Here is a 20,219-nt window from a genome sequence, read left to right on the forward strand (position 1 = left end):
GGTGGGAGACAACTGCCCGTAAATGCCCGATTGGTTCAACTAATAATCCATGGGTGAACCTTTCCATGGATTAAAGTTTCACTTTATTTTATATTGAAATAAGAATAATTTCAAAAGCTTAGCTTATATGAGCTGATTTTATGAACAAAATAGCACCAGTAGTGTTTACTACTACTGGTGTTTTCACACGCATCTTATTCAAAAGGTAGCTCGATTATAAAGTTTGTTCCTACTCCTAATTGGCTTTTTACTAGAATGGAACCGTTATGCAATTCTACAATTTCTTTTGCAACAGCTAGCCCGATACCTTTTCCACCAGTAGCTCTCGTTCTGGATTTATCAACACGATAAAAACGATCAAAAATATGCGGGATATCCTCTTCAGGAATACCTTCTCCTTCATCGTCTACACTTATTGTAAAAGAATCTGTTTCCGTGAGTACACGTATCGTAATAGATGTGTTTTCTGGCGAATGTTGATAAGCATTGTGTAATAAATTTAACATAACTTGTTCCATACGTCTTTCGTCTATGCAAACTTCCAAATCATCTTTGCAATATACATGAAGTTGCATTTGTTTATTTGTTAATGTTGTTTTTGTTTTTTCAACCATTCGTTCTAAAAATAGTTTAAGAATCACTTTTTGTTTTTTTATAACAAACTGATGTTGTTCTAATTGCACTAGCATAAATAAATCTTGGACGAGATCGGTTACACTATCTGTTTCATCCTCAATGATCTGTAAGTATTCTTCACGCTCTTCTTTCGTTAAAGAGTCTCTCTTTGCTACCTTCGCATAACCTTTCATATAGGTCAATGGAGTTAATAGTTCATGGGCAACACTAGCGAGAAATTCATTGCGTTCTTTTTTCATATAAGTCAGTTCACTGGATAAATCTTCAATCGTTTTTGCTAAGCTTCCAAGTTCATCATTCCGTTTAATACCTAAGTGAATTGGTGTATTTAATTTTGACATTTTTTCTGTTGCCCTCTTCATTTTTATAAGCGGTTCGGTAATAACACGAGAAAAAACAAAGACAGAAATAGTCGTTAAAATAATTGTCAAAACACTAATGATAAGAAATTGATTCATGAGTTTAAGTAACATATTTTCTAAGAAAGATGTTTTTAATAGCATATATAACTTTCCTTGAAACTCTTCTGTGTTAAGTGGGCTTACCGTTGTGATGAATTTTGACTTTTTCCAGTTCTTTTCGACGATCAATCCGCCTTTTGGAATAGTTTCTGTTTTACAAGTAAGTTGTTTTTGCATTGCTTTTGTTACGGGTTCTGAGGTGGAAATAATTTTTCCGTTATTGTCAGTTATAATGATAGCTATATCAGAGTTAGCAATTAATTCTGATTCTACTAAGTGTTCAGCTTCATCTGCGATATCGAACTCTGGATACACAGGACGGTTAGGATTTTTATTGTATTCAGTGCGTTCGATATGTTTCTTTTCTTTAGCAAATGCATTCCACTTTGCACGGTTTGTAATTTTGCTACTATAGCGATTGCCTTTTTCTAAAAGAGCAAGTGTTTCTTCTTCAATCCGCATTGTTGAAATGCTTTTGTAAAAAGATACGAAAGCAATTGTTTCAATACATAAAGCTAATATTAAAAAGTATGTCCCAATTTTAAGTGAAAGTTTACTCATTTTCTCACCATACCTTATTTCATATAAAGTGAAACTTTAATCAGTGGGAGTTTTCTTCATCCCCCACTGATTATTAGCCTTCACCAATCGGACTTTAATGGGCAGCCCGACCCCCACCTAAATTCTTTGCTTTCGCTGAATTTTGAGGTGGGGGTCTTACTGCCCATTAAAGCGGGATAAAGGGTCAGTGATATACTATTGTCCACTGACCGAAGTAATTATTCACTTTTCCATTTATATCCGACTTTATAGACAGTTTCTAAGTAATTTTCAACAGGAAATCCTTTTTTGCGTAATTTATCACGGATATTGCGAATATGTGAATCGATTGTTCTATATTCAATGTCTGTTTCGTAACCCCAAATTTTTTCGATTAAATCATCTCGGCTATAAGCACGGTTTGTATTTTGCAAAAATAGTCCAAGTAACGAAAATTCGATAGGAGTTAGTGAAATTTTTTCATCATATACTGTGACAGTATGTTTTGTTTTATCCCACTCGATACCATTGAAGCTAACGAAGCCATCTTTCTTTGTACGGCGTAATATAGCCTCGATTCTTGCGACTAATACATGCTCATCAAAGGGTTTTGTAATATAGTCATCTGCGCCCATAGTGAGGCCTTTCACCATATCGTAATTTTGGTTACGAGCTGTTAGCATAATAATTGGAACGTTGGAAATTTGACGGATTTGATAGCAAGTATCCCATCCATCCATATTCGGCATCATAACATCTAACAAAATAATATCGAAGTCTTTTTGTTCTATTAACTTTAATGCTTCAAGGCCAGAGGTAGCTTTCATACAAAAATAGCCACGAGGACTTAAGAACAGATCTAATAATCGTAACATGCGTTCTTCATCGTCTACTAATAAAATTTTAACCATAATCTTGTGCACCCCAAACTGTTCATTCTACTTGTATAGTTTACATGAAAATAATAAAAAACTCTTTTTATGTGATTGAGTGGAAGAGTTATTTTTACGCTCAGAGTAATTGACATAAAAAATGCACTAGTTTTGCACAACTATTTTTTATAATAGAAAACGTAGCGACACAAAATACCCTATGTTGCGACATAACGTCATGTCATTTTATTTATAAAATGACAATTCCATTCTATTGTGTATGTGAGATAGAGAGGGTTTTCGTATTCACCTCGCATCGGATAAGAAAAATTTCCTATCTCACACTTTTTTTAAAAGGAGATCATACACATGAATCCAAAAGAAGAAATTTCAAAAAAAGAAAAGCAAGATCGTAATACGGTTGTCATGTGCATTGCCGTATCTATGGTTATTATTATAAGTTGTGTAAATAAAATTTTGGGGATTTTATAATATAAAAAAAGCTTATCACTTCTTAAGAAGCGATAAGCTTTTTTCATTATTAGGGGAATTATTCTATATGATAAACCAAGGTAAAATTGCTAACCCAGAAGTTACAATTGCTGTAGTAAATATTAAAAGCATAGCTCGTTTGTTTTGTTTCATGTCACATTCTCCTCTACATATCAATTGAATGCTATACGTTCATTTCATGATTGGTGCCTCACTTTATACTTCTAGTATAATGAATGGAAAGGTTTGGTACGATCGATAAAGGTGACATGAAGATTACATTGTTGTAATGAAAAAAGCACCTTCCTTAATAAGAAGATGCTTTTAAAAAGCTATAGTGAAGTATTAATCATTTAAGAACAGAACCATATGTTCTTCGTCCCAATATTGACCGTTATGTTTTAATGAACGCTCTTGTACGCCGTAAGTTTGGAAACCTAATGACTCATATAATTTTTTTGCGGCATCGTTACCAACTACAACGTCGAGCATAAGTTGCTCTACATGTAATTTATCGGCATTTTCAATAATTGCTTTAATGAGAGTTCGTCCTGCTCCAAGGCCACGTGCTTTTGGGGAAACGAAAACGGAACCGATTTTTGCTTTATGTTCTTGTTTAATAAATGGTTTTGTTTCTAAAGTAGCAATGCCAATTAAATCGTTATCTTTGAAGACCCCTAGAGTATACTTATCCGGATTGCTTAATCGTTTTGCCATAGCAGCTACAGGATCCTCATGTTTCAGAACATCTTCATAAGAAGAGCTAAAAGCTTCCGGGTTCTTCGTTAAACCTTCCATACAAACTTTTAAATATATTTCTGCGTCCTCTGTCGTTAATAAGCGAATTTCCATAGTTGTAACCTCCTTGGTCGATTTCAAATAAAATAAATCCATTACTTCTATAAGATTGTGTATGCGTTTTGTTAGCAGTCTCTTTTAATTTGTAAAAGAATGAAAAGATATATGCTACAATGTTTTGTTTTAATTTATCCTGCTATTTGTGGTAGTAAAACTTCCACCTCAAAATTCGGCTGGAACAAAGAAGTTAGGCCCGAGATGAACAAATTCCCTACTGATTAAAGCTTTACTTTATGTAATGAAATTATATATTAACTTTATTAACTATTCAAGTGTTTAATATATTACATTTTCATAACTAAAATAACTCCTCGATTGAGGAGTTATTTTAGTTATTCGATTGATAACCATCAATTCGCTTTGGATGTGTGTAAATATTACAAGATTCATTTCTAATAAACCCTACGACTGTAATGCCTAAATCATGAGCAAGTTGCAACGCTAATTTTGTTGGGGCTGATTTTGATAGAACAATTTCACATCCGATTTTTGAAACTTTAAGTAAAATTTCTGATGAAATCCGTCCGCTAAATGCGATTATTTTTCCTTTAACAGATATATCGTTACGTAAACAATGACCGTATATTTTATCTAATGCATTATGTCTTCCGATATCCATTCTTGATAGGAGGATATTGTTTCGATCGCATAGCGCGGTATTGTGAACACCGCCGGTTTGACGAAAGGTAGTGGAAGATTGTTGTAAAGTATTCATTAAGTAAAAGCACTCTTCAGGAGTAATTTTTACATGTATATCATGTAAATCTTTTGCTTTTGCTGCGTCGTTTACGAAAATAAAACCTTGTCTACCTTTTCCACAGCAAGAAGTGATGTATCGTTTATTATATAAAGTTTGATAGAGTGGATTTACTTTTGATGATGTTACATGGACAATTCCGTTATCTTTTTGAACCCATAGTTCTTCAACATTTTTATAGGAAGAAATAATTCCTTCAGAAATTAAAAAACCAATTACCATATCCTCAATATAATTTGGTGTGCATACGACTGTTACATATTCTTCACCATTTAATTTAATAGTAATAGGAGTTTCTGTAACAATCTCATCAAGTTGTTTTGAAAATGTGCCAGATTGATAGCGTACAATTGTAGAAGTTTCTTGCGTAGGCCCCATATTAAATTCCCCTTTTATATGTATTTCTCTCCCATATTTATCATAAAACAATGGAAAAATAAAAACACCTATTAGCAAGAAGATCTCAGATTATTTTGGTTATTATTGTATATGTACGATATAATAGAACTGTAGAATAGTGATATTTTCAAGCTTTCGTAGTTATACCTTATAACATCTAGAATCGACTTCATAAGAAAGTGTTTCAGCAGAGCGTTTCAAAAATATGTACAGTAATACGATTTTGAAAACGGATTCATAATTGTGTTGTACAGTTGGTTGTAAGGAGAGGGGAAACTATGGCAGAACAGACAGTCCGTGTAACCGTGGATGGTAAAGAATTTTCCACAACGGGTGAAAAGACGATACTACAATTATTTAATGAGAGTAATTTGGAACATCCTCAAATTTGTCATGTACCAGAAGTAGATCCAATTCAAACTTGTGATACGTGTATCGTAGAAGTAAATGGAAAGTTAATGCGTGCTTGTTCAACGAAACTCGAGAACGGTATGCATATTGAAAGACAGTCCCAGCGTGCGAAAGAGGCACAGACTGAGGCGATGGATCGAATATTAGAGAATCATTTATTGTATTGTACTGTTTGTGATAACAATAATGGTAACTGTAAAGTACATAACACAGTACATATGATGGGAATTGAAGAACAGAAATATCCGTATGAGCCGAAAGTAAGTGCTTGTGAAGTGGATATGTCACATCCGTTCTATCGATATGATCCAAATCAATGTATTGCTTGTGGGCAGTGTGTAGAAGTATGTCAAAACTTACAGGTTAATGAAACTATATCGATAGACTGGAACTTAGATCGTCCACGTGTTATATGGGATCATGGTGTAAGCATAAATGACTCATCTTGTGTAAGTTGCGGGCAGTGTGTAACAGTATGTCCATGTAATGCGTTAATGGAAAAAACAATGCTAGGTGAAGCAGGGTTTATGACTGGATTGAAACCAGATGTGTTAGATCCGATGATTGATTTTGTAAAGGATGTAGAGCCTGGATATAGTAGTATTTTAGCGGTTTCAGAAGTAGAGGCTGCGATGCGTAAGACGAAAGTTAATAAAACAAAAACAGTTTGTACATTTTGTGGTGTCGGTTGTTCCTTCGAAGTATGGACGAAAGATCGCCATATATTAAAAGTGCAACCTGTTTCAGATGCACCGGTTAATGGTATTTCCACATGTGTAAAAGGTAAATTTGGATGGGACTTTGTAAATAGTGAAGATCGCATTACGAAGCCATTAATTCGCCAAGGAGATATGTTTGTTGAAGCTACTTGGGAAGAAGCGTTAGAAGTTGTTGCTTCTAACATGCAGCATATTAAATCTGAATACGGCAGCGATGCATTTGGATTCATTTCTTCTTCGAAAGTAACAAATGAAGAGAATTACCTTATGCAAAAACTAGCTCGTCAAATATATGGAACGAATAATGTGGACAACTGTTCCCGTTATTGCCAATCTCCAGCGACAGACGGTTTATTTAAAACTGTCGGTATGGGTGGGGATGCTGGAACAGTGAAAGATATAGCTGAAGCAGGCCTTGTTATTATCGTTGGTGCGAATCCAACAGAAGGACATCCTGTACTTGCTACGAGAGTAAAGCGTGCTCATAAATTACACGAGCAAAAGCTAATCGTAGCAGACCTTCGTAAACATGAAATGGCAGAGCGTGCGGATTTATTTATTCATCCGCGCCAAGGTACGGATTACGTATGGCTTGCTGGTATTACGAAATATATTATTGATCAAGATTGGCACGATAAAAAGTTTTTAGCTGAAAATGTGAAGAACTTTGATGAATACAGCAAAATGTTAGAAAAGTATACGCTTGATTATACAGAAGAAATTACGGGGATTTCAAAAGAAAAACTGAAAGAAATGGCTCGTATGGTATATGAAGCTGATGGTACTTGTGTACTTTGGGGAATGGGTGTAACGCAAAATACAGGAGGAAGTACAACGTCCGCTGCCATTTCAAATTTACTGCTCGTTACGGGTAACTATCGTCGTCCTGGTGCAGGTGCATATCCATTACGTGGACATAATAACGTACAAGGTGCTTGTGATATGGCAACATTACCAAACTGGCTTCCTGGTTATCAAGCAGTATCAGATGATACGCTTCGTGCGAAGTTTGAAAAAGCATACGGCACAACTATTCCGAAAGCACCAGGATTGAATAATATTGCAATGTTACTGGCAGCGGAAGAAGGAAAACTACGTGGTATGTATGTCATGGGTGAAGAAATGGCTTTAGTCGATTCCAATGCGAACCATGTACAACATATTTTATCGAATCTAGACTTCCTTGTTGTTCAAGATATGTTCTTATCAAAAACAGCTCGTTTCGCCGATGTTATTTTACCAGCGGCACCAAGTTTAGAAAAAGAAGGAACGTTTACGAATACAGAGCGCCGTATTCAAAGATTATATGAAGTATTGAAACCACTTGGTGATTCAAAACCAGACTGGTGGATTTTACAAAAAGTTGCTCGTGCACTAGGCGGGGATTGGAATTACGAAAATCCAAGTGAAATTATGGACGAAATTGCGTCACTTGCACCGTTATACTCTCAAGCAACGTACGACCGTCTAGAAGGCTGGAATAGTTTATGTTGGGGTAGTCATGATGGTAGTGATACACCGCTATTATATGTAGATGGATTTAACTTCCCAGATAAACTTGCTCGTTTATCATTAGATGAATGGGTACCACCGGTTGTAGCGCCAGATGAGTATGATTTACTGTTAAATAATGGACGCATGCTAGAACATTTCCATGAAGGGAATATGACGAATAAATCAGCTGGTATTTTATCTAAAGTATCTGAAGTATTCGTTGAAATTTCACCTGAACTCGCTATAGAGCGCAATGTGAAAGATGGTGGTCTTGTAGAATTAGCATCACCATTTGGAAAAATTAAAGTACAAGCGCTTATTACTGACCGTGTAACGGGGAAAGAGCTATATTTACCGATGCATGCAACGATAAATGAAGAAGCGATTAATATTTTAACTGGGACGGCAACAGACTTGTATACGTGTACACCGGCGTATAAACAAACGATGGTGAAAATGCGTGTATTACGTGAGAAAGGAAACCGTCCGTTACCATCTTCAAACCCGCGAGATAAACAGCGTAATCCGCAAAATGGTGTTGAAATCGAGCAAAAATGGCAAAGAAAACAATACGTATCACTTGTGGACTAGGGGGCTGAGATAGTGGCGAAGGAAATTACGTTAATTAAAAAGAAAGTTGTAACAGAGGAAGAGCAGAAACAGCAAGTAGCGGATGAACTGTTTGCTGAATTAGCAAATAATCGTGAAGCAGTCGAGGAAACGATGCAGTTACTAGCACAATTACAAAAAGCGGGTATTTTAGATGCTGCGATTAGTTTACTTGCGGCGAAAGAAGATGTTTCGAAAATCGCTGTGGAGCAATTAAATCGTGAGCCAGTGAAAAATGCATTAAACAATATGATGGGGGCAGGAGAAGCACTATCTTCAGTTGACCCAGAAGTAACAAAGCAAATTACGTCAAGTTTAGTTACAGGGTTGCAATTTGCGACAGACGAATTAAATAGTGGTAAAAAAACAAAGGTAATGGATTTCTTTAAAGTACTAAAAGATCCGGATATCAATAGAGCCATTACATTCGGGTTTAGTTTCTTAAAAGCATTTGGACAAGGGCTAGAGAAAAAATAGAGTAGATGAAAAAGTGATGGGAAGTAGCCATCACTTTTTTCGTTATATGTATAAGAGTGTTCATGTTAGGCGGAATATATTATTATTAAAAAGATGGATTGGAAATGGAAATATGGAATCCATCTCAAATATCGTTTTAGAATGTGGAGGAATATATGCAACACCGTAAAAGACTATCTATACCAGGAGTAATGAGACATTCCTTTCAAACTGTTAGATTTGCTTTTTGGAATGTGTTAACATTCCAACTTGCTTATAAATTGTTAGCAGCGATTGTGTTTATCCCACTTTTCGGTATTATTTTCAATAAGTTGTTGTACTTTGGTGGGTATGCAAATGCAACAAATGATGAGTTATTAGCATTTTTGAAAACACCATACGGGATTTTGGCGATTGTAGTTTTATCTATATTGGCATTGTTTCTTATCTTTACAGAGTTTGCAGTACTTATTATCATTTCGTACTTCGCTCATAAAAGACAAAAGGTGAGATTACGTCCGATTTTATATAAAACCGTAACGTATTTACCTTCTCTGTTTACATATTGCTTGCCTGGATTGGTTTTGTATGCAGTTGTACTATTACCACTATTAAGTATGGGATATAAATCTGCATTGATTCCTGAAATTCAAATTCCTAATTTTATTACAGGTGAACTATTTAAGACAACAATGGGCCAAGTTGGATATTTTACTTTCTTTGCTGTAGTTGCCTATTTAAATCTTCGTTGGATTTTTGTTTTACCTATTATTGTTTTAGAGGAAAAGCCGTTTCGCACGGCAGCACGCAAAAGCGCAAACTTAGTAAAAGAAAGCTTCTTTAAAGTATTGTTCTTTTTAGTAGGTTTTTTCATATCTGTAGGAATCGTCTTTCTTTTATGTGTAGGGATTTATTTGCTTTGTCTGTGGGGAGTATATGAATTTACAAACCCAGAAGGGACATTTGCACTACTAGCAGAGTCAACTATTTCAGTCTTCTTAACGAGTACATTGTATTTATTTAGCTTTATTATGACGCCGTTTTATATTATGGCGTTAACAAGGTTGTATTTACAAAAGGTTCCAGTTGAAGATGTTTTATTAGAAGAAGGATTAGATTATTCGAAAACAAAAGCAGATAAATGTTTCTTCCAAAAACATCGCTGGAAATTTATTGGTGTATATATTGTAGGGATTATTACTGCGGGCATGGTAGTTGCCTTCATTGTGACCTTTATTACAAACACATATAAAGAGCCGATTATTATGGCGCATCGTGGTTATATTTCAAAAGGTGTAGAGAATACAAAAGAAGCTGTGCAAGGTGCTATTGATGCAAAAGCAGACTACGCTGAAATTGATGTACTACAAACAAAAGACGGTGAACTAGCAGTTATACATGATTTGAAGTTAAAACGTCTTGCTAATGCCAATGTGCATGTGTCAGATTTAACGATGGATGAGTTAAGGCAGCTTACTCTTAGTCAAGACGGACTTTCAGGACAAATAAGTACGCTTGATGAAATCATTAAGCTGTCAAAGGACAAAATTAAACTCAACATTGAAGTGAAACTTCATGGTGGCGAAAAGGATTTCGTAAACAAAGTATTAAAAACGATTAAAGATAATGAATTTGAGAAGCAATGTGTCATTCAAACGTTACACTATCCACTTATAAAAGAGTTTAAGCGTGCAAATCCAAATATAAAAGTAGGATATATATTGTATGCAAGTAGGGCGAATTTAAAATATGTACAAGCTGATTTTTATGTAGCAGAAGAATATATGTTAAATAAAAAATTAGTAAAAGAAGCAAGGAAATTAAACAAACCAATTTACGTATGGACAGTAAATGATATGGAAAGTTTAAAGGGATATTATAAGTTAAACGTAGATGGTATCATTACCGATTACCCTGAAGATGCACGTGAAACAATTAAGATGTTAAAAGAGCAAGAAGCGGAAGAAAGTGATCTGTTTGATAAAATTACTGAAACAACAGATGATTTATTTTCTAAGTTATTTATCAGTTACCCAGCTGCTGGCTAAATGCCCGCAGCTGTTTTTTTACGAAAAGAATATATTCCTAAAGTATTGTGCAAATTAATAACTGTATATGTATACGGTATCAATGGTATTTTTTACATTGTTACATTATTGTCGAATAATAAATGATTGAGGCTTATTTTTCAGGAGTATAATAAAAATAGAGTGATAGATAATGGAATGTAACGAAGAGGCTAATAGAATCAATGTTCCATATATTTACACTATTCTAAATATATAAACTTTAAAAAAATGATATGTTAGCGTTTTCATAACTTTTAAGTTATGCTAGAATAAGGACATAAGTTATTAATTATTACAAAAAGAAAAAAGACTTTCTTTTTTCTGTTAATTATAAGGGGGCATTTCATTATGCGTATTGGGGTACCAGCAGAAATTAAAAACAACGAAAACCGTGTGGCAATGACACCAGCAGGTGTTGTACATTTAATTCGTAACAATCACGAAGTATTCATTCAAAAGGGTGCAGGTTTAGGATCTGGTTTCACAGATGCTCAGTATGTTGAAGCGGGAGCAAAAATTGTTGACACAGCTGAAGAAGCTTGGAACATGGAAATGGTTATGAAAGTTAAGGAACCAATTGAAAGCGAATACAAACACTTCAGCGAAGGTTTAATCTTATTCACATACTTACACTTAGCTCCAGAGCCAGAATTAACAAAAGCGTTAATCGAGAAGAAAGTTGTTGCGATTGCATACGAAACAGTGCAATTAGAAAACCGTTCTCTACCATTACTTGCACCTATGAGTGAAGTAGCTGGTCGTATGGCTGCACAAATTGGTGCACAATTCCTTGAGAAAAACAAAGGCGGTAAAGGTATCTTACTTGCAGGTGTTCCAGGGGTTAAACGTGGTAAAGTAACAATCATCGGTGGTGGACAAGCTGGTACAAATGCTGCTAAAATTGCAGTTGGACTAGGTGCGGATGTAACAATCATCGACTTAAGTGCAGAACGTCTTCGTCAACTAGATGACATTTTCGGTAACCAAGTAAAAACTTTAATGTCTAATCCTTACAATATTGCAGAAGCTGTAAAAGAGTCTGATCTTGTAATCGGTGCAGTATTAATCCCAGGTGCAAAAGCGCCAAAACTTGTAACAGAAGAAATGATTCAATCAATGGAACCAGGTTCTGTTGTTGTAGATATCGCGATTGACCAAGGTGGTATTTTCGAAACAACTGACCGTATTACAACTCATGATAACCCAACTTATGAAAAACACGGCGTTGTTCATTATGCAGTTGCTAACATGCCAGGTGCGGTTCCACGTACATCAACTCTTGCATTAACAAACGTAACAGTACCATATGCAGTACAAATTGCGAACAAAGGCTACAAAGAAGCTTGCCTAGGCAACTCTGCATTACTAAAAGGTATTAACACATTAGATGGCTATGTAACATTCGAAGCAGTTGCAGAAGCTCACGGTGTAGAATACAAAGGTGCTAAAGAATTATTAGAAGCAGAAACAGTATCTTGCTAATAGAAGCATTATACAAAACAAAATCGAACAATATATAAACCAACATGATAAGAGCTAAGAGTGAATATCTCTTAGCTCTTCTTGGCAAAAGGGGGCATACATCGTGGCCAACCTATTTAAAAAGAAATCCGTTACGCAACTGTTAGGGGAAAGTAAAAGTAAAACTTTAACGAAAACGCTAGGGGCATTCGACCTAACAATGCTAGGGATTGGTGCGATAATTGGTACAGGAGTTCTAGTATTAACAGGATTAGTAGCAGCAAGAGATGCTGGTCCAGCAGTTATTTTTTCATTCATGATTGCAGCGATTGTTTGTGGATTTGCAGCATTATGTTATGCTGAAGTTGCATCTACACTTCCGGTTTCAGGTAGTGTGTACACATATTCATATGCGACAATTGGTGAGTTTATTGCCCACCTAATGGGATGGACATTACTATCCGTATATGTCGTAACAACTGCCGCAGTAGCTGGTGGATGGACGGGTTATTTTAATAACTTAGTGAGTGGATTTGGATTAGAAATTCCAACGGAGCTGTTAAAGATTCCATCACAAGGTGGGATCGTGAATTTACCAGCAATCATCATTACATTAGTTTTAACTTGGTTACTATCAAGAGGTACGAAAGAAAGTAAGCGTGTGAATAACATAATGGTATTAATTAAAATTGGTATTGTTGTTTTATTCATTGCAGTTGGTGCGTTTTACGTACAACCAGAAAACTGGACACCATTTATGCCGTACGGTATTAGCGGAGTATTTGCAGGAGGAGCAGCAGTATTCTTTGCTTTCTTAGGATTTGATGCATTAGCAACTTCTGCTGAAGAAGTAAAAAATCCACAACGTGATTTACCGATTGGTATTATTGCTTCGTTAGTTATTTGTACAATCATTTATGTTGTAGTTTGTCTTGTTATGACAGGTATGGTTTCTTATAAAGAATTAGATGTACCAGAAGCTATGGCATATGTGCTTGAGGTTGTAGGACAAGATAAAGTAGCAGGTGTAATCGCAGTTGGAGCTGTAATTGGTATTATGGCTGTAATCTTTGCTTACATTTATGCAACAACACGTGTATTCTTCGCGATGAGCCGTGACGGTTTATTACCAAAATCATTTGCGAAAATTAATAAGAAAACAGAAGCGCCAGTATTCTCAACTTGGTTAACAGGTATTGGTAGTGCTTTAATTGCTGGATTTGTCGATTTAAAAGAATTGTCGAATTTAGCGAATATTGGAGCGTTATTAACATTTGCGATGGTTGGTGTGACGGTTATTATTCTTCGTAAAACACATCCGAATTTACAACGTGGCTTTGTGGTACCACTTGTGCCAACGCTACCTATTATTTCAATCGCATGTTGTCTATTCTTAATGTTTAACCTACCATTAACAACATGGATCTACTTCGGTATTTGGTTAGCAATTGGAGTAGTTGTATACTTTGTTTATTCGAAAAAACATAGTCATTTAAAAGACGATGGAAGTTCGCAGGATAATTTAGAACAAGCTAATTAAAAGGGATATAAGTATAGTAAGCCTTGTGCGTCTAGGGAGCGCGCAAGGCTTTTTTCTTTTGGGCAAAATGTACATTCTTTTTTGTATGAGAATGTAATGGATGCGGAAAATATGTGCAAGCCTTATTAAAATGTGAACAAAAGGTTCGGAAAAATGTATGAGATTTCATTGACACATATGAATGAATGCTCATATAATAAGAGTATAAGATATATGAATGATTGTTCATATGTTCAAATGAAGAGGTGAGCTATAATGGCTGGAAATAAAGTAGAAACACCACAAGAGACATGTTCTCAGACGATAATTCATGGAGAAGTTGTTGACCAAGTAAAACAAACAATTCCAACTGATGAAAGTTTAAGTAAAGTAGCAGAATTATTTAAAGTATTAGGCGATCGTACACGTACGAGAATATTACATGCGTTATTTGAAGCTGAAATGTGTGTTTGTGATTTAGCGTATTTATTAGGGATGACACAATCATCTATTTCACATCAGCTCCGTGTGTTAAAGCAAGCGAAACTTGTAAAGAATCGTAAAGAAGGAAAGGTCGTTTATTATTCGTTAGCTGACCAGCACGTAATTCATATCTTCGAGCAAGCGTTTGAACACGTAAACGAGGAAGAATAAAAAAACGCGAGGAGGGAGAACGATGGCTGAAGCATTAGTGAAAAAGAAACTGATGTTAGAAGGTTTAGATTGTGCGAACTGTGCAATGAAAATTGAAAAAGGCGTTGGAAATATAGAAGGAGTAAATTCTTGCTCTGTAAATTTCGCGACAAAAACAATGATTTTAGAAACAGCACAAAATAAAGAGAGCGAAGTTGTTACTGAAGCAAAACAACTCGTTACAAAATTAGAACCGCACATTAAAGTACAAGAAGAAAAAAACACAAAAGTAGCAAAAGAAGTGTTTATATTAGAAGGTTTAGATTGTGCAAACTGTGCGATGAAGATTGAAAATAAAGTGAAAGAAATGCCGACTGTTTCAGCAGCAACTGTTGATTTCGTATCAAAGAAATTACGAGTTGAAGTAGTGAATAAAAGAGAATTAGAAGCGACTGTAGCAAATATAACAAATGTCGTTCAAAAGTTAGAACCAGATGTGAAAGTTGTTCGTGAAGAAAAGGGTAGCAATGACCACGGACATAGTCATGACCATGGTGAAGCAAATGTGAAAAAGATGGTAGGACGATTAGTCGTCGGCGGAATTTTGACAGCAATTGCTGCATTAGCTGGCTTACCACAAATGATCACAATTTCGTTATTCGTCCTTGCGTATTTATTAATAGGTGGAGATATCGTTTGGAGAGCGATAAGAAACATAACTCGTGGCCAAGTATTCGATGAGAACTTCTTAATGGCAATTGCAACACTAGGAGCTTTCGCGATTCAACAATATTCAGAAGCTGTTGCGGTAATGCTATTCTATCAAGTAGGGGAACTATTCCAAAGTATTGCGGTAAACCGTTCTCGAAAGTCAATTACTTCATTAATGGATATCCGTCCTGATTACGCGAATGTGAAGGTTGGAAATGAAACGAAACAAGTATCACCAGAAGATGTACAAATTGGCGATTATATTATCGTGAAGCCTGGTGAGAAAGTACCGTTAGACGGAAAAGTAGTTGAAGGAACATCAATGGTAGATACTTCAGCATTGACTGGTGAATCTGTACCACGTGAAGTTGAAGTTGGAAATGATGTATTAAGTGGTTTTGTGAACCAAAATGGTGTATTAACAATTGAAGTTACAAAAGAATTTGGTGAATCAACGGTATCAAAAATTTTAGATTTAGTTCAAAATGCAAGCAGTAAAAAAGCGCCAACAGAAAACTTTATTACGAAGTTCGCGCGTTACTACACTCCAGTTGTAGTTATTACAGCAGCGATCATGGCGTTTATTCCACCACTTATTTTAGAAGGGGCTACATTCTCAGAATGGATTTATAGAGCTTTAGTGTTCTTAGTAATCTCTTGTCCATGTGCATTAGTTGTATCTATACCTCTTGGATTCTTTGGGGGTATCGGTGGTGCATCTAAAAGTGGTGTGTTAATAAAAGGAAGTAACTATTTAGAAGCTTTAAATGATGTGAAATATATTGTTTTTGATAAAACAGGAACATTAACAAAAGGTGTCTTCAAAGTTACAAAAATGGAACCAAGCGAAGGTATTACAAATGAAGAATTATTAGAGTATGCAGCATTTGCTGAAGTGTATTCTAATCATCCAATTGCACAATCTATTCGAAAGGCATATGGAAAATCAATTGATGAAAAAATAATCGATGATTATAACGAAATTTCTGGTCACGGTACAGTCGTAAAAGTACAAGGAAAAGAAATTTTTGCAGGTAATGCTAAATTAATGAGAAAAGAAAACATTACATTTAAGCAACCAGAAACGGTAGGTACATTAGTTCACGTTGCTGTAGATGGGGAATATGCAGGTTATATCGTTATCTCTGATGAGGTAAAAGAAGATTCAAAACAAGCAATTCAAAAGTTAAAAGAACTAGGTATTAAGAAGACAGTCATGTTAACTGGTGATGCAAAATCAGTTGGTGAAGCTGTTGGTAAAGAATTAGGTTTAGATGAAGTTCACGCAGAACTATTACCGCAACAAAAAGTAGAAGAGATTGAAAAAATTGATGCGGCGAAGAACGGAAAAGAAAAAGTTGCTTTCGTTGGTGATGGTATTAATGACACACCGGTATTAGCAAGAGCAGATGTTGGTATTGCGATGGGTGGTTTAGGATCAGATGCAGCGATTGAGGCGGCAGACATCGTTATTATGACTGATGAGCCTTCAAAAATTGCAACGGCCTTAAATATTGCAAAACGCACACGACGCATTGTATGGCAGAATATCATCTTTGCATTAGGGGTAAAAGGATTAGTTTTATTACTTGGTGCTTTCGGTATTGCAACAATGTGGGAAGCTGTCTTCTCAGATGTGGGTGTGACACTACTTGCGGTGTTAAATGCAATGCGTGTACTACGAGTGAAAGATTTATAAAAAAGAGGACGCAACCCGCGTCCTCTTTTTTAGGTTATTTTGTTGAAATTGAATCAACAAAATAATAACAAATATTATTTTATAAATAAATAACCTAATATTAAAATTCACAAATAAAAAATATTTGTCTTACTATTTTAATATATTTTCCACAAAGCTACATAAAGCATTGAAAAAACAGAGAAGGAAAAGCTTCTCTGTTTTTTCCCGCTTTAATGGGCAGTAAGACCCCGATTGGTGAGGGCTGATAATCAGTGGGGGGATGAACAAAACCCCCACTGATCAAAGTTTCACTTTATTTTTGTATATTTTTTTCAACTTGTTCTCGAACAGTTTGAATGTAATTCATTTTATGATCCCAACATTCTTGGCTTAAATCGACAGGGTACTCTTCGGGATTTAAAGTTCGCATATACTCTTCCCAAAATAGGGCGAGACTCTGTTCATTGTATTTTTGAATATCTAATATGTCTGGTAGTTCATATGTTCTTTCACCGTTAACGAAAATGTCTTTATGCAGTTCGCGGGCTTCAAAGTTTGTTACAAATTTACTTATATACGTGTGAACAGGATGAAACATTTTTAAGCGTTCTTCTTTTCCTGGTTCTTCAGAATCTAATGCAATATAATCGCCTTCTGCATGATCATTAACTCGATTGATAATGCGATAAATTCGTTTCAGTCCTGGAGTCGTAATTTTTTCAGGGTTAGATGAAATTTTAATTGTATCATTTAATTTTCCATCAGTATCTTCAATCGCAACTAGTTTATACACAGCCCCTAACGCTGGCTGCTCAAAGGACGTAATCAATTTTGTTCCAACGCCCCATACATCAATTTTTGCTCCTTGAGATTTCAAGTGCATAATTGTGTACTCATCTAAATCGCTAGAAGCAATAATTTTTGTATGTGTAAACCCAGCTTCATCTAGTAGTTTTCTTGCTTTTTTAGATAAATAAGCCATATCACCACTATCGAGGCGGATGCCATAAAAATCGATACGATCTCCAAACTCTTTTGCGACGCGAATTGCATTTGGAACACCAGATTTTAATGTGTCATATGTATCAACGAGAAAGACGCATTTTTTATGAGTTTCAGCGTATTTCTTAAACGCGACATATTCATCGCGATATGCTTGAACGAAAGAGTGGGCGTGCGTGCCGGCTACAGGTATTCCGAAGCGTTTTCCAGCACGTACGTTACTCGTAGAGGAGAAACCACCGATAAAGGCAGCGCGTGTGCCCCAAAGAGCTGCGTCAAACTCGTGAGCACGTCTTGTGCCGAATTCTAAAAGTTCATCATTATTTGCAGCATGCTTCATACGAGCAGCTTTTGTTGCAATTAATGTTTGGTAATTCACAATGTTTAGCAGGGCAGTTTCAATAATTTGTGCTTCGCCGAGCGGTGCATCAACACGTAATAAAGGCTCGTTATTAAATACAACTTCACCTTCGTGCATACTTCGAACCGTCCCAGTGAATTTCATATTTTGTAAATACTTAAGGAATTCTTCTTCAAATTGTAATTCTGCTAAATAAGCGATATCGCTTTCCGTAAAGCTGAAGTTTTCTATGTACTCTACAATCTTTTCAAGGCCAGCAAAAACAGCATAACCGTTCTCGAATGGAAGCTTTCGAAAGTATAAATCAAACACCGAGCGGCGATTATGAATACCATCTTTCCAATATGTATAAGCCATATTAATTTGATATAAATCTGTATGTAAGGCATAGCTATCGTCTTTATAATAAGTCATCGCGAAAACACCTCCATAATTTGGTTATAGTATACCAATTTTTCGCCGCTCGTAGCAAAGAATGGATATGAAAGTAGAGTCAAGAGGGAAAAAAATGAAATAATGCATATTTTTTAGAAAATTAACATTTATCAATTTATATTTCTCAAGATTTTATGTATTATTAGAGTAATGGGGGTAATGAGAATGGAGGAGGACAATGCAACAAACATTAGAAAAAATAGGCAAACAAGTCTTTTATAAACGGCTACAGCAAAAAATGACACAAGAAGAATTATGTCAGGGCATTTGTTCTGTCTCATACTTAAGTAAAATCGAAAATGGAAAGATCGAAGCATCAGAAGAAATTCTACAATTGCTCTGCACAAGGTTAGAAATTGCCGTGACGGATTTGAGAGATGTAGAAGAAGATGTGAAGGGGAAGCTGGATGATTGGCTGAATGCATTAATCCGTTTGGAGAAGGCACAAGTTGAGCGCATCTATAATGAATTGCAAGAAGATATGCAACACGTTTTAGATTTTGAAATTATAAATTATTATAAACTACTTAATATACGTTATTTACTGATGAAAAGAGACTTGCCGGTAATCGCAGAAGAATTAGAGCAGCTTAAGAAGGCATATAAGAAATTCTCGCCTTTTCAGAAGTTGTTGTATACGTATAGTAAAGGATTATTATGCTGTTTACAATATAAGTGGAAACAAGGATTAAGTCATTTATTAGAGACAGAAATTATGGCAAAAGAGCTAGGGTATCATGAGACAGGAATTTATTATAATATCGCTCTTACTTATAGTCATTTGGAAATCCAGCATCTTACGTTGCACTTTGCGAATATTGCACTAGAGGCATTTAGAAATGAATATAAATTTCGGAACGTGATAAACTGTCAAATTCTTATTGCATTAAGTTATGCGGAACAAGGGCAATATGAAGAAGCTTTAGAAATGTATGAGAGTATACTGAGGGAATCAGAGGCTTTTGCGGATAAAGATGTTTTAATGGCTATTACTTTAAGTAATATTGGGAATATATACTATAAAAAGAAAAAATATAATCAAGCGAAAGATTATTATTTAGAGAGTTTACAACTTCAAAAACAAATAGATTTAAATTATATAGACACATTATATGAAATGGCATTAGCTTGTATTAAATTAGAACAGTTTGAAGAAGCGAGAGAATGGATTGATAAAGGTATTGTCGCTGCCAAACGTGAAGAGAGATTTAATACAAAATTATATTTACTGCTTATGCTTCGAAATAAGTATTTTGAAGAGGCACGAGAGTATAAACAATTTTTGGAATTAGAAGCAATTCCGTTTTATAAATCAGCAGGTAATAAAATAGAACTGAAGAAAGTATATGTGGAGCTTGCGGAATACTTTTCTAAATCACTGAACTTTGAGCAAAGTAATCACTATTATAAGCTAGTTATTGAAATGTTAGAAAGTCATAAGGAGGATGAAAAATGAAAAAAGCATTAGCTGGAGTTTTAGCAGTTGCAGTAGTACTTACAATTGTCGGTGGAGTACAGTATACGAGTAAACCAGATACTTATGGATTAGATTTTAGTGTATCACAAACTGTAAATGTATAATGTTGAGAAACCCCTTTCCAATCGGAAAGGGGTTTTTTCAATATTTGTTCCTCAAAATTCTA

General features: G+C 35.3%; 15 protein-coding genes. 10 read left to right on the forward strand and 5 right to left on the reverse strand.

Annotated features, from left to right (window positions below):
- Nucleotides 1–194 precede the first annotated feature (194 nt).
- Entirely contained in the window at nt 195–1,658 is a 1,464-nt protein-coding gene (locus ACTFOB_RS15800; RefSeq protein WP_440026843.1) for a HAMP domain-containing sensor histidine kinase, read from the reverse strand.
- Nucleotides 1,659–1,876: 218 nt separating this feature from the next.
- On the reverse strand, nt 1,877–2,548 hold the full coding sequence (locus ACTFOB_RS15805) for a response regulator transcription factor (RefSeq protein WP_000238949.1): 672 nt from the start codon (nt 2,546–2,548) through the stop codon (nt 1,877–1,879).
- 330 nt (nt 2,549–2,878) lie between these two features.
- Here ACTFOB_RS15805 and ACTFOB_RS15810 point away from each other — a divergent pair, with 330 nt between their 5' ends.
- Nucleotides 2,879–3,001, forward strand: a complete 123-nt coding sequence (locus ACTFOB_RS15810; protein WP_001068388.1) for a hypothetical protein — start codon at nt 2,879–2,881, stop codon at nt 2,999–3,001.
- Nucleotides 3,002–3,346: 345 nt separating this feature from the next.
- Here ACTFOB_RS15810 and ACTFOB_RS15815 read toward each other — a convergent pair whose 3' ends face one another.
- Together ACTFOB_RS15815 and fdhD are read right to left on the reverse strand one after the other, a co-directional pair.
- Complete coding sequence (locus ACTFOB_RS15815; RefSeq protein ID WP_440026846.1) at nt 3,347–3,853, reverse strand: N-acetyltransferase family protein; 507 nt, start codon at nt 3,851–3,853, stop codon at nt 3,347–3,349.
- A gap of 334 nt (nt 3,854–4,187) precedes the next feature.
- Entirely contained in the window at nt 4,188–4,994 is an 807-nt protein-coding gene (gene fdhD, locus ACTFOB_RS15820; RefSeq protein ID WP_440026848.1) for a formate dehydrogenase accessory sulfurtransferase FdhD, read from the reverse strand.
- A 299-nt stretch (nt 4,995–5,293) separates the two neighbouring features.
- On the opposite strand from fdhD, the gene fdhF reads away from it, so the two are divergent.
- The 7 genes from fdhF to ACTFOB_RS15855 all read left to right on the forward strand — a co-directional run bounded on the left by fdhF (nt 5,294) and on the right by ACTFOB_RS15855 (nt 16,796).
- Nucleotides 5,294–8,230 carry a formate dehydrogenase subunit alpha gene (fdhF, locus tag ACTFOB_RS15825; protein WP_440026849.1) on the forward strand — a complete coding sequence of 979 codons (2,937 nt, stop codon included), beginning with the start codon at nt 5,294–5,296 and terminating at the stop codon, nt 8,228–8,230.
- 12 nt (nt 8,231–8,242) lie between these two features.
- Entirely contained in the window at nt 8,243–8,725 is a 483-nt protein-coding gene (locus ACTFOB_RS15830) for a DUF1641 domain-containing protein (RefSeq protein ID WP_088083210.1), read from the forward strand.
- Nucleotides 8,726–8,880: 155 nt separating this feature from the next.
- On the forward strand, nt 8,881–10,752 hold the full coding sequence (locus ACTFOB_RS15835) for a glycerophosphoryl diester phosphodiesterase membrane domain-containing protein (RefSeq protein WP_440026851.1): 1,872 nt from the start codon (nt 8,881–8,883) through the stop codon (nt 10,750–10,752).
- Nucleotides 10,753–11,121: 369 nt separating this feature from the next.
- A complete protein-coding gene (ald, locus tag ACTFOB_RS15840; RefSeq protein ID WP_088083212.1) occupies nt 11,122–12,255 on the forward strand; it encodes an alanine dehydrogenase in 1,134 nt (377 codons plus the stop codon).
- Nucleotides 12,256–12,358: 103 nt separating this feature from the next.
- Nucleotides 12,359–13,774, forward strand: coding sequence for an amino acid permease (locus ACTFOB_RS15845; RefSeq protein ID WP_440026854.1), 1,416 nt, complete (start codon nt 12,359–12,361; stop codon nt 13,772–13,774).
- Between the two features lie 255 nt (nt 13,775–14,029).
- Nucleotides 14,030–14,407 carry an ArsR/SmtB family transcription factor gene (locus tag ACTFOB_RS15850; RefSeq protein WP_440026856.1) on the forward strand — a complete coding sequence of 126 codons (378 nt, stop codon included), beginning with the start codon at nt 14,030–14,032 and terminating at the stop codon, nt 14,405–14,407.
- 22 nt (nt 14,408–14,429) lie between these two features.
- Nucleotides 14,430–16,796 carry a heavy metal translocating P-type ATPase gene (locus ACTFOB_RS15855; RefSeq protein ID WP_440026858.1) on the forward strand — a complete coding sequence of 789 codons (2,367 nt, stop codon included), beginning with the start codon at nt 14,430–14,432 and terminating at the stop codon, nt 16,794–16,796.
- 295 nt (nt 16,797–17,091) lie between these two features.
- Here ACTFOB_RS15855 and ACTFOB_RS15860 read toward each other — a convergent pair whose 3' ends face one another.
- Entirely contained in the window at nt 17,092–18,555 is a 1,464-nt protein-coding gene (locus ACTFOB_RS15860; RefSeq protein WP_440026859.1) for a nicotinate phosphoribosyltransferase, read from the reverse strand.
- A 199-nt stretch (nt 18,556–18,754) separates the two neighbouring features.
- Between ACTFOB_RS15860 and ACTFOB_RS15865 the strand changes: the two genes are divergently transcribed.
- Both ACTFOB_RS15865 and ACTFOB_RS15870 read left to right on the forward strand, forming a co-directional pair.
- Complete coding sequence (locus ACTFOB_RS15865) at nt 18,755–20,032, forward strand: tetratricopeptide repeat protein (protein ID WP_440026861.1); 1,278 nt, start codon at nt 18,755–18,757, stop codon at nt 20,030–20,032.
- Nucleotides 20,029–20,157: an NprX family peptide pheromone gene (locus ACTFOB_RS15870; RefSeq protein WP_440026862.1), complete on the forward strand. Its 129-nt coding sequence runs from the start codon at nt 20,029–20,031 to the stop codon at nt 20,155–20,157. Before ACTFOB_RS15865 ends, ACTFOB_RS15870 begins: the two co-directional genes overlap by 4 nt.
- Nucleotides 20,158–20,219 lie beyond the last annotated feature (62 nt).

The organism is Bacillus cereus group sp. MYBK79-1, assembly GCF_051915365.1.
Taxonomy (GTDB): Bacteria; Bacillota; Bacilli; order Bacillales; family Bacillaceae_G; genus Bacillus_A.

Coding starts and splice junctions, on each gene's coding strand:
- ACTFOB_RS15800 (WP_440026843.1), bottom strand. CDS start 1,658: ATGAGTAAACTTTCACTTAAAATTGGGACATACTTTTTAATATTAGCT.
- ACTFOB_RS15805 (WP_000238949.1), bottom strand. CDS start 2,548: ATGGTTAAAATTTTATTAGTAGACGATGAAGAACGCATGTTACGATTA.
- ACTFOB_RS15810 (WP_001068388.1), top strand. CDS start 2,879: ATGAATCCAAAAGAAGAAATTTCAAAAAAAGAAAAGCAAGATCGTAAT.
- ACTFOB_RS15815 (WP_440026846.1), bottom strand. CDS start 3,853: ATGGAAATTCGCTTATTAACGACAGAGGACGCAGAAATATATTTAAAA.
- fdhD (WP_440026848.1), bottom strand. CDS start 4,994: ATGGGGCCTACGCAAGAAACTTCTACAATTGTACGCTATCAATCTGGC.
- fdhF (WP_440026849.1), top strand. CDS start 5,294: ATGGCAGAACAGACAGTCCGTGTAACCGTGGATGGTAAAGAATTTTCC.
- ACTFOB_RS15835 (WP_440026851.1), top strand. CDS start 8,881: ATGCAACACCGTAAAAGACTATCTATACCAGGAGTAATGAGACATTCC.
- ald (WP_088083212.1), top strand. CDS start 11,122: ATGCGTATTGGGGTACCAGCAGAAATTAAAAACAACGAAAACCGTGTG.
- ACTFOB_RS15850 (WP_440026856.1), top strand. CDS start 14,030: ATGGCTGGAAATAAAGTAGAAACACCACAAGAGACATGTTCTCAGACG.
- ACTFOB_RS15855 (WP_440026858.1), top strand. CDS start 14,430: ATGGCTGAAGCATTAGTGAAAAAGAAACTGATGTTAGAAGGTTTAGAT.
- ACTFOB_RS15860 (WP_440026859.1), bottom strand. CDS start 18,555: ATGACTTATTATAAAGACGATAGCTATGCCTTACATACAGATTTATAT.
- ACTFOB_RS15865 (WP_440026861.1), top strand. CDS start 18,755: ATGCAACAAACATTAGAAAAAATAGGCAAACAAGTCTTTTATAAACGG.
- ACTFOB_RS15870 (WP_440026862.1), top strand. CDS start 20,029: ATGAAAAAAGCATTAGCTGGAGTTTTAGCAGTTGCAGTAGTACTTACA.